Annotated in this window: 9 protein-coding genes; 6 read left to right on the top strand and 3 right to left on the bottom strand. The window is 64.6% G+C overall.

What is annotated here, in order from left to right; genetic code table 11:
• Positions 1 to 52: 52 nt before the first annotated feature.
• Positions 53 to 478, top strand: coding sequence for a hypothetical protein (locus ABIB95_RS22975; RefSeq protein WP_063981109.1), 426 nt, complete (start codon positions 53 to 55; stop codon positions 476 to 478).
• 945 nt (positions 479 to 1,423) lie between these two features.
• Here ABIB95_RS22975 and ABIB95_RS22980 read toward each other — a convergent pair.
• From ABIB95_RS22980 to ABIB95_RS22990, 3 genes are all read right to left on the bottom strand, one after another.
• Positions 1,424 to 3,031, bottom strand: coding sequence for a peptidoglycan L,D-endopeptidase MepK (locus ABIB95_RS22980; protein WP_354242387.1), 1,608 nt, complete (start codon positions 3,029 to 3,031; stop codon positions 1,424 to 1,426).
• 285 nt (positions 3,032 to 3,316) lie between these two features.
• Positions 3,317 to 5,527: a L,D-transpeptidase scaffold domain-containing protein gene (locus ABIB95_RS22985; RefSeq protein WP_354242390.1), complete on the bottom strand. Its 2,211-nt coding sequence runs from the start codon at positions 5,525 to 5,527 to the stop codon at positions 3,317 to 3,319.
• Between the two features lie 366 nt (positions 5,528 to 5,893).
• On the bottom strand, positions 5,894 to 7,390 hold the full coding sequence (locus ABIB95_RS22990) for a sigma-54-dependent transcriptional regulator (protein WP_166080015.1): 1,497 nt from the start codon (positions 7,388 to 7,390) through the stop codon (positions 5,894 to 5,896).
• 127 nt (positions 7,391 to 7,517) lie between these two features.
• Here ABIB95_RS22990 and ABIB95_RS22995 point away from each other — a divergent pair, with 127 nt between their 5' ends.
• From ABIB95_RS22995 to ABIB95_RS23015, 5 genes are all read left to right on the top strand, one after another.
• Positions 7,518 to 9,425 (top strand): M3 family oligoendopeptidase, encoded by a 1,908-nt coding sequence (locus tag ABIB95_RS22995; protein WP_085400817.1) that lies wholly within the window; start codon positions 7,518 to 7,520, stop codon positions 9,423 to 9,425.
• Between the two features lie 223 nt (positions 9,426 to 9,648).
• Positions 9,649 to 12,636: a patatin-like phospholipase domain-containing protein gene (locus ABIB95_RS23000; RefSeq protein ID WP_354242393.1), complete on the top strand. Its 2,988-nt coding sequence runs from the start codon at positions 9,649 to 9,651 to the stop codon at positions 12,634 to 12,636.
• A 140-nt stretch (positions 12,637 to 12,776) separates the two neighbouring features.
• Positions 12,777 to 12,929 (top strand): aa3-type cytochrome c oxidase subunit IV, encoded by a 153-nt coding sequence (locus tag ABIB95_RS23005; protein ID WP_008136857.1) that lies wholly within the window; start codon positions 12,777 to 12,779, stop codon positions 12,927 to 12,929.
• 138 nt (positions 12,930 to 13,067) lie between these two features.
• Positions 13,068 to 14,195, top strand: coding sequence for a Re/Si-specific NAD(P)(+) transhydrogenase subunit alpha (locus ABIB95_RS23010; RefSeq protein WP_354242395.1), 1,128 nt, complete (start codon positions 13,068 to 13,070; stop codon positions 14,193 to 14,195).
• Between the two features lie 11 nt (positions 14,196 to 14,206).
• Positions 14,207 to 14,524 carry a proton-translocating transhydrogenase family protein gene (locus ABIB95_RS23015; RefSeq protein ID WP_014492434.1) on the top strand — a complete coding sequence of 106 codons (318 nt, stop codon included), beginning with the start codon at positions 14,207 to 14,209 and terminating at the stop codon, positions 14,522 to 14,524.
• Positions 14,525 to 14,532: the final 8 nt, after the last annotated feature.

The raw sequence follows: 14,532 nt of genomic DNA on the forward strand, positions 1-14,532 counted from the left end.
ATCCGGGCTACAAGCGTGGCGTGTTGCACTTCGTTTGTGAACGGAGACCGCTGTGACTGCGCCGCCGCTGCCGCGCGAGGTGAGCCGTGCCTTCGGCGCTCTTCCGGCGCCGATCGGCAAGCGGTTGCTCCAGGTACGTGAGCTGATCTTCGCGACCGCTGCGGCACATCACGATGTCGGCAAGCTCACCGAAACGCTGAAATGGGGCGAGCCGGCTTACCTGACCGATGAGACCGGCAGCGGCAGCACGATCCGGCTCGGCCGCCTGAAGGACTCCGAGCGCGCCGCCATCCTGTTCAACTGCAAGACGACGTTGATCGATACCTTTCGCGAGCGCTTTCCCGATGAGTTCGAATATCGGCAGACCAGGGCTTTGCTGTTGCCCCTATCCGGCGCGCTGCCGAAGCAGGAGCTCACCGTCTGCCTCTCGCTGGCGTTGACATATCATCTGGATCGGCGGGTCAGGAAAGCGAGATAGAAGCTGCAGGCTTCGACACTGTAGTCTTGGAAGTGGCGAGGACGCCATTGCGCCGGTCCGGCACGCAGCCTCGATCCGCAAGATTGTCGGTCTCGGTCTCAATTGCCGCGTCCGCGTTTGGCGTCTCGTCGGGCCTGCGCCCGCTTGTTGGCCTGCGAGACTCTTCCGATTTTTTCCGGTGGGAGTTTCTTGAGCCGGCGACGGCTTGGGATGGACCGCATGCCGTCATGCGAAGTTGGGGTCGTCTGCGGGCGAGAAAACTGACGCGCCCGACGGAGTGCTAACGCCCGTCGCGCCGCTTCCCCGAGCTCCCGTCGTGCTTCAAACTTCCGGATGCGCCTCAGCTCGTTCTTGACGCGCTTGATGGCGGCAGCGAAAACCGATTGGCGCCGGTTTGCATGCTCTGCCGTGCCGGAGAAACTCTTGCCGCGCGGGTCGGCTGTTCCCTTTGTTTCGCGGCGTCGATGCCGCGACAATGTACGCTCCCTGTCGCGCAGATCCCGAAGTCGGGCGCGAAGGCTCTCAAGTCCATCGCGCTCCATCTCTCCGACCACGGGATGGTGCGTACTCAATATGACTTCGCGCTCGTCGTGGTTCAGAAGGCTGAGCTCAGACTTGCATGGAACTGACATCGCATGCTCCTACTTCGCTGTGGCGACTTCCCTTGAGATGCGGCGCCGCTGCGGAAACGCGGAACACCAAGGCAAACGCAATCGCGTCCTCGGACTTTGTCATCGCGTCCGTTCTGGGCGCATTGCCACAATGCGCGTTTGGAATGCGTAGCGATACCGGGTGGATTACCCGTTGGAAGTGGGGGAATCTCCCTTAGTGCGGATGCGCACCAGGCCGGGACGACACTTGAGCGTGTGGCGCTGTCGTGCCCCAGGATTGCGCTGCGCTTCATCCCGGCTTGCGGGACTACCGAACGGCGTGAGGGGAAAGATCTCAGCGCAGCGCCGCGGTGCGCATGACGAACGACGTCGTCTCGAGCTTCGCGGTCGCACTGCCCGTAAAGCTATCGCAGGACAGGCCCTGCATCGGATCGTCGGCAAAGCCCATCGCGATCACGGCCTGCGGTTTGACGAAATAGCCGCGCAGGGCAACGGTATCCAGCTCGCCCATCAACGTCACCGACATCGCGCGGCTGGCGCTCGGCGACAGCATCACGATCTTGAGCCAGATGCTTTCGCCCCTGGCGGCGGAGAGGCGGGTCGCGGTTGCGATCCTGCCGTCGATGCTCTTGCCGACCACCGTGTTGATCTCGGTCGCGGGCGCAAGGCCGCGCGTCGTGGCAACGGGGCGGCCTGTGCGCGGGACCAGCGCGGAGGCGGCGACGACGTTGGCGCGGTCGACCGGGGAGGCGGACGCCGGCGCATAGGCCAGCGCCTGATAGGCCGCGCTGGAGACGGACGCGGTTGCTTGCGGCTCGGTGGCGGCGGCGAGCGCCTGGCGGGCCTTCAACGCCGCCACTTGAGCTGGCGTCGCCTGCTGCGGGGTCGCAGGGGCATCCCAGAAGCCGCGGGCATTGATGATGTCGGCCGGGGTCTCCGGCTTGCCGGCCGCAGGCTTGTCAGCCACGGGCGCGGGCTTCGGCTTGGGCGGTGCAACGAGCTGCGCATCGGCCGAAGCGAGCTGGATCGCAGCGGCGATCTGCGGCTTGGCGCGCGGTGTCGGCACCGGATCGGCCGGCTTGGCCGCGGCGGCAACCACGGTCGGCGCAACAGGCTTCGCGGCCGGGGCGGGCGCGCCCTCGTCATCCTCGTCGCTGCTCGTGGCGGCGGGAGCCGACTTGCTCTTGAACAGAGCGGCAAAGAAACTCGGCTTGCTGCCGGAATCGTCGCCGGTGCCGCGGCGCTCGATGTCGGCCTTGGCCAGCTCATAGCCCTTCAGCGGCGTGCCGTCGGTCGGAACGTGGACCGTGCGGCCATCCGGGAACACGCGGGCGAGCTGGTCGTGTGTCATGCGCGGCCAGTGCCGGATGCTGCCGGTGTCCAGATGGACAAAAGGCGAGCCGGAGGTCGGATAGAAGCCGACGCCGCCGCGCTGGAGGCGCAGGCCGGCGAAGCGGATCTGCTCCAGCGGCACGCCCGGAATGTGGAAGTCCATCGCATGCCCCAGCATGTGCTGGCTGAAGCGCGCCACACCCGAAGAGCGGCGGCGGAGCATCGCGTTGGTGGCGGGGGAACGGTAGGAGGAGATGATCTGGATCGGCTGCTTGCCGTCGACGTCGCGGTAGACTTCCCAGAGGATGTCGAAGAGGCGACGGTCCATGACCGTCTCGTCCTGGGTCCGCCAGTCGCGCAGGAAGTGGTTGAGCTGCTTCAGCGCGGCCTCGTCGAAGCGGCCATCGCGCTTGAAGGTGACGGTGAGGTCTTCGCCGGAATGGGTGTGGTGGAACGAGAGCGTCTTGGTCTCGTTCAGCGCGGCGGCGTCATGGACCGAGCCCGCGGCAGCAAGCAGCAGTGCGGAAGCGAGGCCAATCCGGGATCCGGCCTTCACTCCCGCATGGGACAACGACAGCACTGCGAATTTGCGTGCGAAACCTGTCAGCACGAATGAGCCCACCCAGTCGACGAGCGTTCAAAATGGACTCTCCCGGCAACCCCGTTAGCGCGCGAAAGAGGATGAACGCTTTCTTAAAGCGAGAAGGTTAATTCGAGGTTGACCTTCTCGACCCCAAACCAAGTCAGAATACGAACCTAAGCGGTTCAGTGTGGCAAAAAAACGCCCGCTGCCGGAGTTCGGGTGGAGAATGGTTAACGTTAAGCGACCCCATCCAGGGGGATGAGGTCGCTGATCTTACTAGAGAATTTCCGACAAAGACCGATCGGGGAGGCCTCAGCGGGTAAACACCCGCTGCTGCGGCGGCCGGCGGCCGACCGGAGCCGGCGGCGGGGTCGGCGCCCCGAACAGCCGCTCGAAGAAGTTCGGACCCGACGAGCCGAAGCCGCCGCCATTGTTGGCAATCGCCACGCCCGAGGGCAGCGTCGTCGCCGGGCGCGAATAGCTCGGCTGGGAGTGAGCAACGACGTTCTCGAGGTCCTTGCCGCGGCCGTTCTTCAGGATGTTGATCATGGTCGCGTCACGGCCATAGACGTCCTTGCGGATTTGCAGCTTGCCGCCATCGTCCACGAACGCGGTCTGGTAGGTGATGTTGACCGGGATCGGCGTCGGGAATTTCAGGTCGATCTCGCTCTTGCCGTACATGCTGCGCACGCGCTCCGGCGTGTACTTCTCGTTCGGCATGGCGATGTTGAGCAGAACGGAGGCGTACTGATCCGGGTTCTGCACGCGCATGCAGCCATGGCTGAAGGCGCGATCGTCCCTGGCGAACAGGTTCTTGTCCGGCGTGTCGTGCTGATAGACCAGGAACTTGTTCGGGAAGTTGAAGCGGATGCGGCCGAGCGCGTTGGCTTCACCGGGGGGCTGCGAGATGTGCACGGAGCCGTCGCGGTTCTGCTCGAGCTTGAGGCCCATGCGCTGGAGCACGGTCGGGTCCTGCTGAAGCGCCGGCAGATATTCGTTGTAGACGATCGACGGCGGCACGTTCCAGGTCGGATTGACCGTGATGTACTTCATCGTCTCGGTGAGCAGCGGGGTCGCATGCGTGCCCGGCTTGCCGGTGACGACGCGGGTGGTCCAGACCTGCTGGCCGCGCTGCATCACCTTCAGCGTGTAGTCGGGAATGTTGAGGATGACATAGGCATCGCCCAGCGAGGGAACGCCGAGGTCGCGCGGCAGCCAGCGCCAGCGCTCCATGTTCACCAGCACCGTGTCGATCTGCTTGTCGCGCTTCGGCGTGTTGATCGCCTTGACGGTCTTGTCGTCGAGGACGCCGGTCGCCTTCATCTCTGCGCCGCTCTGGAATTTGCGCACGGCTTCGGCGACGGTGGCGTCATAGCGGGTGTCGCTGGCGTTCTCGGCGAGGCCGAGCTTGGCGCGGAGCTGCGGCACGCGCGGATCTTCGACGACGATTTCAGCCTGCTTCTTGCCGGCCGGGGTGTATTTCAGCGCCGGACCGTCGGCAATCTCGATCACCGGGCCGCTGCCCTGGCCGCGCAGCTCGGCGAGCTTGGCCTTCAGCTCCTTGTAGAGCTTCTGCGGCGGGTTGTAGCTGTCGAGCGCTGCGGAGGCGTCGGCTGCGGTCGTGACCTTGGCGAGCACCTCGCTCGGATCGACCGGATGCTCGGGATAGAGGATGTCGCCGCTGACCTGCGACCAGTGCATGCGGCCGCTCTGGGCCTGGCGCGCATAGTCGAACATGCTGGCGGTGAGCTTCAGCTCGGCATCGGCGAGCGCATCGGGCGTCGTGGCGGCGGCGAAATCCGGCACCGGATAGTCGGCGGGATTGAGGCCATCGGAGGCCGCATCCTTCAGCCGCGCGATCACGCCCTTGGCCGCAGCGGTCAGGCTGCCGGCCTGGGTCCAGACCGGCGCGAAGTCGCGTGTACCGTAAAACTTCTCGATCGCGGCGCGCTCGTTCTTGCGGTCGAAATGGCGCGAGGTCTTGGCGCCGATGATGTCCTTGAGCTTGTCGGCGACCGGCTGGTCGGCGGCGGGAACGTTGCTCGCGGCCTTCACGGGCTCGGCGGCCGGAGCCGCAGGCGCGGCCGGCGTTGCCGTCGCGGTGTCGGCCTTTGCTGGTTCGGATTTGGCAGGCTCGGTCTTGGCAGCCTCGGACTTGGCGGGCTCGATCTTGGCGGTTTCGTTCTTCGGCGCCTCAGGTGCAGGCGTGGTGGCGACGTCGGAAGGCTTGGTCTCGACCTTGTCGGGGGCCGGCGCGGCTTCGGCCTTCACCGGTTCCTTGGTCGGCTCCTTTGCGGAGTCCTGAACCGTCGCGGTGGTGTCGAGCTTGATGTCGGATGCGGTCGGGGGCGGGACGTTGGCGGGCTCGGGGCGCGGGATCGCGGCTTCGATCGCGAGTTCGGCGGCGCTGCTGCGCACCTGATCCTGCGCCAGGGCCGAGCTGGCCGATACCGTGAGGAAGGTCGCCGCGACCGTCATCAAGACGCGGTCAAAGCCCGCACGGTGGTTCAAACAGTCACGCATTGTGTCGCACCCCTCGGGTGAACTGTCCCTCGTGGAACAGCTTCATTATCGCCTAATGAGCTTCGGGCTAAACTGCGCCGGCCGCTCGAAAGTTGCACGCCTGCACGCAACGATTCATACGCGGACGAACGAATCCTACGCAGACGATATACAGGCCCCGTTTGGGCGGCCAGCGCTACCCGGGACAACTCACGACAAACTGACTTCAAGAAAGCCCGTTTGCAACGGATTGTGCGGCTTTGGCAGACGCTTTTCCATGTGTCTGTCACTTCCAAGTCACGGTTCACGTCGCAGCCGGATTTTGCCGTAATGCGAAGGGCTTGCGGCGTCATCGCAACGCCAGGCGAACCTCCGTTCGCATGAGGCTCAGGGCGTCTCCTCACCGCTTTTGCCGCCATGTCCGGGAACCCCGGCTTCGTCGAGCTTGCGGTAGAGCGTGGACCGGCCGATTTTGAGGCGGCGGGCGACCTCGGACATCTGTCCCCGATAATGCGAGATCGCGAAACGGATGATCTCGTTCTCCATGTCGTCCAGCGGGCGGACGTCGCCGGTGGGGGTCAGCATGGAAAGGGTCCCCGCCAGCGGCAGCGGCGCGATCGGTATTTCACCACCCGACACCACCGAGGGCGCCGCGATCGGCTCGAGCATCAGCGGCGCGGTCGGGATGTCGGTCTCGAGATGCGGCTGCGAGGTGAGCAGGGGGAAGTCGGCAAGGTCAAGCTGGTCGCCCTCGCTCATCACCACCGCGCGGTAGACCGCGTTTTCGAGCTGGCGGATGTTGCCGGGCCAGTCGAGCTGGGCGAGGTGCGCCACGGCCTCGCCGCTGATGCCGGTGATGAGGCGGTTCTCCTCGGCGGCAAAGCGCGCCAGGAAATGCCGGAGCAGATACGGGATGTCCTCACGCCGCGCCCGCAGCGAGGGGATCGTCAGCGGCAGCACGTGGAGGCGATAGAACAGATCTTCGCGGAAATGGCCCTGCTTCACCCGCTCCAGCAGCCTGCGGTTGGTCGCGGAGATGATCCGGACGTCGACCTTCAACGGCTTGCGCCCGCCGACCGCTTCGACCGCGCCTTCCTGAAGTGCGCGCAGCAGCTTGACCTGCGCGGTGAGCGGCAGCTCGCTGACCTCGTCCAGGAACAGCGTGCCGCCATGGGCCTCGACGAACTTGCCAGTGTGCCGTTCGGTGGCGCCGGTGAAGGCGCCCTTCTCGTGACCGAACAGGATCGACTCGACCAAATTGTCGGGGATCGCGCCGCAATTGACCGCGACGAACGGCTTCGCCTTGCGCTCGCCGCTGCCATGGATGGCGCGTGCGAACATCTCCTTGCCGACGCCGGACTCGCCCTCGATCAGCACGGGGATCGACGAGCCCGCGGCCTTCTGCGCGGCGCGCATCACGGCCGCCATCGCCTCGGCGCGGGTGATGATGTCGGAGAAAGTCAGCCGGCCCTCGCGGCTATGACGGATACGCTGCAACTCGCCCTTGAGCGCGGAGGCATTGAGTGCGTTGCGCAGAGAGACCTGGAGCCGCTCCAAGCCAACCGGCTTGACGACGAAATCGGCCGCGCCCGCGCGCATCGCCGAGATCACGTTGTCGATGCCGCCATGGGCGGTCTGCACGATGACGGGGACGCCGAGGCCGGCCTCGCGGATTTTCGCCAGCACGCCCATGCCGTCGAGGCCGGGCATCACGAGATCGAGGATGACGGCGTCGATCGCCGGTGCATCGGGGGCGGTGAGGGCGGCGATCGCGGCGTCGCCGGAGTCCACGACGACCGTCTCATAGCCGCATTTCTGCACCATGTTCTCGACCAGCCGGCGGGCTACTGCGTCGTCGTCGGCGATCAAAATACAGGCAGCCATGGTGTTCCCCGCACGCTACTACTATCTGTCTCGAATCGGGTCACTCTGGCCGAAGCCGATTAACGCACTCTTAAACCTTGATGCCCCCGCCCGCCGTTGCGCTTGTTGAACACAGGTTTCCCACACAATGAATTCGCGCTCCAAATCTGCTCTCAAGAAATCTGCCTCCAGCAAGCCCGCTCTCCGCAAGCCAAGCACCAGGAAATCCGCCGCCAAGGCAAAGTCCTCCAAATCTTTGCCCGCAAAGCCTGCGGGCAAGACCGGCAGGCTTCCGGAGTGGAACCTCGCCGACCTCTATTCCGGGATCGATGCGCCGGAAGTGGCGCGCGATCTCGAAAGGATGGACGCCGATTGCGTCGCGTTCGAGACCGACTACAGGGGCAAGCTCGCCACAGGGACAGCAAACGAAGATGGCGGAAAATGGCTCGCCGAGGCGGTGCGACGCTATGAGGCGATCGACGATCTCGCCGGCCGTCTCGGCTCCTATGCCGGCCTCGTCCATGCCGGCGACAGCGTTGATCCCAAGATTTCAAAGTTTTACGGCGATGTCTCGGAGCGGCTGACGGCGGCGTCCACGCATCTCCTGTTCTTCGCGCTCGAGCTCAACCGCGTCGATGACGATATTTTGAACCGCGCGATGCAGGCCGCCGAGCTCGCGCATTACCGCCCCTGGATCGAGGATCTGCGCAAGGAGAAGCCGTACCAGCTCGACGACAAGCTCGAGCAGCTCTTCCTGGAGAAGTCGCAAACCGGCTATTCCGCCTTCAACCGGCTGTTCGATCAGACCATCTCGGGCCTGCGCTTCAAGGTCGGCGCCAAAGAGCTCGCGATCGAGCCGACGCTCAATTTCCTGCAGGACCGTGACGGCACAAAGCGCAAGGCTGCGGCCGAAGCGCTGGCCAAAACCTTCAAGGCCAATGAACGCACCTTTGCGCTGATCACCAACACGCTCGCCAAGGACAAGGACATCTCCGACAATTGGCGCGGGTTCAAGGACGTCGCGGATTCTCGGCATCTGAGCAATCGCGTCGAGCGCGAGGTGGTGGACGCGCTGGTCGCCTCGGTGCGCGCGGCCTATCCAAAGCTGTCGCATCGCTACTATGCGTTGAAGGCGAAGTGGTTCGGCAAGAAGCGGCTGGCTTATTGGGACCGCAACGCGCCGCTGCCGTTCGCCGCGACCGGCGTCATCGGCTGGCCCGATGCGCGCAACATGGTGCTGACGGCCTATCGCGGCTTCTCGCCAAAAATGGCCGATATCGCCGAGCGCTTCTTCACCGATCGCTGGATCGACGCGCCGGTGCGTCCGGGCAAGGCGCCGGGCGCGTTCTCGCATCCGACCACGCCGTCGGCGCATCCTTACGTGCTGATGAACTACCAGGGCAAGCCGCGCGACGTGATGACGCTCGCGCATGAGCTCGGCCATGGCGTGCACCAGGTGCTGGCCGCGAAGAACGGCGCGCTGATGGCGCCGACGCCGCTGACGCTGGCCGAGACCGCGAGCGTGTTCGGCGAGATGCTGACCTTCCGGCGGCTGCTGGCGCAGACCAAGAGCGCCCGGCAGCGCCAGGCGCTGCTCGCCGGCAAGGTCGAGGACATGATCAACACCGTGGTGCGGCAGATCGCGTTCTATTCGTTCGAGCGCGCGGTCCACACCGAGCGCAAGAACGGCGAGCTCACCGCGACGCGGCTCGGCGAGATCTGGCTGTCGGTGCAGGGCGAGAGCCTCGGGCCGGCGATCGAGATCAAGGCGGGCTACGAGAACTACTGGATGTACATCCCGCACTTCATCCACTCGCCGTTCTACGTCTACGCCTATGCCTTCGGTGATTGTCTCGTGAACTCGCTCTACGCCGTCTACGAGAATGCGGCCGAGGGCTTTGCCGAGCGCTACCTCGACATGCTCGCCGCCGGCGGCACCAAGCATTATTCCGAGCTGCTGCGACCGTTCGGACTCGATGCCAAGGATCCCAAATTCTGGGACGGCGGTCTCTCGGTCATCGCCGGGATGATCGACGAGCTCGAGGCGATGGGCTGAGGCGAAGCGCGAGTTCCTTCCGGGCACACGGAATGCGGGCGTCGCAAGTTTTTGCGGCCCCGAGTTCCATCCGTGGGCGCGGGCGACCTTCGCGGCGGAGGCCGGCAATTTGCTACGTGCGATTGAACGTTCGCGCGGCCCGCAAGACTAACTCAGCAGATACTCGGAAATGATTTTCTACTATTGATTGTGGATTGATCGGTTTCTCCCTGGGGAGGCACCCATGCTCCATCAAGGGCCCGCCACGCCGGTTCCGATGGCGAGAAATGCTGCCGCCGTCGATCAGGAAACGCCCTGGTGCGAGAAGCACCATCGGATCGTCTGCGACGAGATCGAGGCGATCAACACCCGCCGCGAGCCGGAACGGCGCCTCGATGCCGACGGCCTGCAACCCTGTCAGTTGCTCGACGTCGTCGGGCTTGCGTTGTCCGGCGGTGGCATTCGCTCGTCCGCCGTTTGCCTCGGCGTGCTCCAGGCACTGAACCACCACAATCTGATCGGCCGGATCGACTATCTCTCCACGGTGTCGGGCGGCGGCTATATCGGCACCTCGCTCAGCGCCACCATGACGACGGCACGGCGCTTTGTGTTCGGCGAAAGACCCGCCGGCGGAGCTGTCACGTCCGCCGAGATCAGCGATACGCCGTCGGTCGGACACCTGCGCAACTATTCCAACTATCTGATCCCTGCCGGGGCCCGCGATCTCCTGACCGGAGTTGCGATCGTCGTGCGGGGACTGGTCGCCAATATCGGGCTGACGTTGCCCATCGTGCTGCTGCTTGCCGCCATCACCATCTGGTCGACGCCGCTGCGGAGCTGCCTGACGGATGCGAACATCTTCGGCATCAGTCTCAACAACAGGTCGTTGTGCGAGCTGCACGATTTCAGCGACATCGATCGTTACGGTTTCAGCACATTCGGCCTGGTCGTCGCGCTGGTGATGTTCGCTTGCAGCGGGCTCGCCTATTTCGCCTCCCGCTCCGTCCGCGGCAGCGGTCCCAGCGTCGTGTTCGCCTATATCGGCGGGATCGCGCTGTTGCTGGGCGTCGCGTGCGACTTCGCGCGGTTTCTCAAGGTCCAGCATTTTGCGTTGAGCCTGTCGATCGCAATCATCGGGGGCGTCCTGTTTTTCGGATGGGCGCTCAAGCAGTCGCTCGCGAGCCCCGGCAAGCGGCAGGAGTTCCGTTCGCACTGGCCGAGCATGGGCGCGACCTTCCTGGTGCTGCTGGCGGTGATCGCCTTCTTCGAGTTTCAGCCCTTCATGCTGGAGCAGATGTTCGATGTCGCCGAGAGCAACGCAATCGGTGGACCGGCTGCTGCGGTTGCGATCACCTGGATCAAGTCGCTCGCGGCGGTGGCTGCGCCAATCGGTGTCTTCGTCACCGCGTTCAGGCAGCAATTCGTGGAATTGCTGAAGGGCAACAGCGCATCCTCGCAATGGGGTTCGCTTGTGCTCGCGGTCGTGGCCAAGGTCGCGCTATGGATCGCGGGCCTTGCGCTTCCGCTCGTCATCTGGGTCGCATACCTCTATCTATCCTATTGGGGCATCGCCAACGATCTGTTCGAGAGGTGCCCGTCCGTTATGGGCGCAACCTCCCAGCGAGAGTGCCTGGTCAATGCCAAATCGAACGCGCCGTCCGGCAGCCTCGCGGGCAGGATTCAGTTCGATGCCAGCAAGGGGACCTTGTCGGCGGAAATCACGCCGAAAGCCGCACCGCAGGTCGTGGCAGATGCCGAGCAGTTGACGCCGATCTGGCACACGCCCGCCTGGCTCGTGTTCCTGGCTCAGAAAGCTGGGCAGGTGGTTCAGGTGCGTTTTCCCAGCCTGTTCCAGGGCAATGCTTCGGAACTCGCCTACTCCTACAGCCTGCACATGGTGATCCTCTACACGTTCGCCGGCGTCCTGCTGTTCGCTATCTCATTCTGCCTGACGCCGAATGCGAACTCGTTGCACCGGCTCTATCGCGATCGCCTGAGCAAGGCCTTCCTGTTCGATCCGACGCGTTCGGCCGACGGGCGCGTCGCGCCCGCCGAAGCCAGTCTCGACCAGGGGCGCGATTTCAAGGCGCTCGATCGCATGAAGCTGACGGATCTCTACGCCGCTCCGGCCGCGCCGGCCCGGATTCCAGGGCAGCCGGCTGCGCCGAAGCTGCACGCGCCCTATCAGCTCATCAATACGGCGCTGAATATTCAAGGCTCCGACTTTGCCAACCGGCGCGGACGCAACGCGGACTTCTTCGTGTTCTCCGCCCTGAACGTCGGCAGCGAGGCGACGGGCTATGCGCCCACCGATCTGGTGCAGGACGACGAGCAAAGTCTCGATCTCGCCACCGCAATGGCGATTTCCGGAGCCGCGGCCTCCTCGAACATGGGTTCGAGCTCGATCAAGGCGCTGACGCCGACGCTTGCGCTCCTCAACGTCCGGCTCGGCTATTGGCTGAAGAACCCGCGTTACGTCGATGAGCGTGTCCGGCCGCAGCGCCGCTCCACGCCGATCTATTTCTGGTCGGAGATCTCGGGGCGCCTGTACGAGAACAGCGACAGCGTCTATCTGACGGACGGCGGTCATATCGAGAATCTCGGCGTCTACGAGCTGTTGCGCCGCCGCTGCAAGGTGATCATCGCGGTCGATGCGGAAGCCGATGCGCCGATGAATTTCGGTTCCCTGATGACGTTGCAGCGTTACGCCCGCATCGATCTCGGCGTCCGCATCGACCTGCCATGGACGCCGATTCGCGAGCGCACGCGTGCGCTGATGGCGCGCAATGCCGACAAGGCGGGTGATCCCGGCGCGGCCGACGAGCGCGACGACATTGCGCGGGACCACGTCCACGTCGCAATCGGCACCATCGACTATGGAGGCGACGAGCAGGGTTATCTCGTTTACGTCAAATCGTCGCTCAATGGCGACGAGAACGACTATATCCGGGACTACGCGCGGCGAAACGACCGCTTCCCGCACGAGACCACGGGTGACCAGTTCTTCTCGGAGGAGCAGTTCGAGGTCTACCGCGCGCTGGGCTTCCACATGGCGCACGGTTTCCTGTCCGGTGACAATCCGGTCGCGGTCGGGTCCGGCGTCGATCCGCATATGGCCCGATTCACTGAAGCGGGCGAGCCGGCGATCGACGCGATCCGCGAGGCGCTCGGTCTTCCGGTACCCCGGCGGCAAACCGCGAGCGTCACCGCCACGATGATCGATCAGGGCTGAGCAGCGCGACAGCCGGATTCCCGGCAATCGGAATTCCAAATCACCTGATTTGCCCGAAATCCGGCCATCGGTGCCGTTGCCCTGCCCGAAGGTTTGCGGTATCCCAGCCCAAGAATTCGACTTTCGACTGGGGACAATACATGGCTGACCATAGCGAAGTGGCGTACACCACCGCCGACGGCAACGACTACGTTGCCCACGAGCAGACCTATGAGGGCTTCATCAAGCTGGTGAAGTACGGCACGGCCTCGGTCGCGCTCATCGTGATCCTGATGGCGATCTTCCTGACCTGACCTATCGGCAGCTGCACACGCCAGCAGCAGCTGCCGCCTACAAAACTTGCATCCAAGCCGGTCCCAAAACCGGTATCGAACGCTGCGGGAGTAACGCTTAAGTTTGCGCGCGCGCTGTCCCGCGTCGCCGGAGGGCCTATGAAGATCGCCGTTGCCAAGGAAATCGATCCGTCGGAGCCGCGTGTTGCCGCTTCGCCTGATACGGTGAAGAAGTTCAAGGCGTTGGGCGCCGAGATCGCCGTCGAGCCGGGCGCCGGCCTCAAATCGGGTCTGCCGGATTCCGAATTCACCGCCGTGGGCGCCACCGTCAGCGCCGATGCGCTGAAGGACGCCGACATCATCATCAAGGTGAAGCGTCCCGAAGCCTCCGAGCTCGCGCAGTACAAGCGCGGTGCGCTCGTCATCGCCATCATGGACCCCTACGGCAACGAGGCCGCGCTGAAGACGATCGCCGATTCCGGCGTCTCCGCCTTCGCGATGGAACTGATGCCGCGCATCACCCGTGCGCAGGTGATGGACGTGCTGTCGTCGCAGGCGAACCTTGCCGGCTACCGCGCCGTGATCGAGGGGGCCGAGGCCTTCGGCCGTGCCTTCCCGATGATGATGACCGCCGCCGGCACCGTGCCCGCCGCAAAGGTGTTCGTGATGGGCGTCGGCGTTGCCGGCCTCCAGGCGATCGCGACCGCGCGCCGTCTCGGCGCCATCGTCACCGCGACCGACGTGCGGCCCGCGACGAAAGAGCAGGTGGAATCGCTCGGTGCAAAATTCCTCGCCGTCGAGGACGAGGAGTTCAAGAACGCGCAGACCGCCGGCGGCTACGCCAAGGAAATGTCGAAAGAGTATCAGGCCAAGCAGGCCGCGCTCACCGCCGAGCACATCAAGAAGCAGGACATCGTGATCACGACCGCGCTGATTCCGGGCCGGCCCGCGCCGAAGCTCGTCAGTGCTGAAATGGTCAAGTCGATGAAGCCGGGCTCGGTACTGGTCGATCTCGCGGTCGAGCGTGGCGGCAATGTCGAGGGCGCCAGGCCCGGCGAGGTCGTCGACCTCGATGGCATCAAGATCGTCGGCTACACCAACGTCGCCGGCCGCGTCGCGGCCTCGGCCTCCAGCCTCTACGCGCGCAATTTGTTCAATTTCATCGAGACCATGGTCGACAAGACAGAGAAGAAGCTCGCCGTGAACTGGGACGACGAGCTCGTCAAGGCCACCGCCCTGACCAAGGACGGCGCGGTGATCCACCCGAACTTCCAGCCGAAGGTTTAAGGAGAGCCGCCATGGAGCATGCTGCACAGGTCGTCGACCCCTTCATCTTCCGGCTGTCGATCTTCGTCCTCGCCGTCTTCGTCGGCTATTTCGTGGTGTGGTCGGTGACGCCGGCGCTGCACACGCCGCTGATGAGCGTGACCAACGCGATCTCGTCGGTGATCGTGGTCGGCGCGCTGCTCGCGGGCGGCGTCGCCAATGTCTCGAGCGGCTCGGGCTGGGCACGTGCCTTCGGCTTCGTCGCGCTGATCTTCGCCTGCATCAACATCTTCGGCGGCTTCCTTGTCACCCAGCGCATGCTGGCGATGTACAAGAAGAAGTCGAAGTAAGCGGCCAC

Origin of the sequence: Bradyrhizobium sp. LA2.1 (genome assembly GCF_040547725.1) — a bacterium.
GTDB classification, from domain to species: domain Bacteria; phylum Pseudomonadota; class Alphaproteobacteria; order Rhizobiales; family Xanthobacteraceae; genus Bradyrhizobium; species Bradyrhizobium barranii.

Bases quoted from the DNA above. Each gene is read 5' to 3' on its own strand.
- ABIB95_RS22985 (WP_354242390.1), bottom strand. From the start codon at position 5,527: ATGCGTGACTGTTTGAACCACCGTGCGGGCTTTGACCGCGTCTTGATG.
- ABIB95_RS22990 (WP_166080015.1), bottom strand. From the start codon at position 7,390: ATGGCTGCCTGTATTTTGATCGCCGACGACGACGCAGTAGCCCGCCGG.
- ABIB95_RS22995 (WP_085400817.1), top strand. From the start codon at position 7,518: ATGAATTCGCGCTCCAAATCTGCTCTCAAGAAATCTGCCTCCAGCAAG.
- ABIB95_RS23000 (WP_354242393.1), top strand. From the start codon at position 9,649: ATGCTCCATCAAGGGCCCGCCACGCCGGTTCCGATGGCGAGAAATGCT.
- ABIB95_RS23005 (WP_008136857.1), top strand. From the start codon at position 12,777: ATGGCTGACCATAGCGAAGTGGCGTACACCACCGCCGACGGCAACGAC.
- ABIB95_RS23010 (WP_354242395.1), top strand. From the start codon at position 13,068: ATGAAGATCGCCGTTGCCAAGGAAATCGATCCGTCGGAGCCGCGTGTT.
- ABIB95_RS23015 (WP_014492434.1), top strand. From the start codon at position 14,207: ATGGAGCATGCTGCACAGGTCGTCGACCCCTTCATCTTCCGGCTGTCG.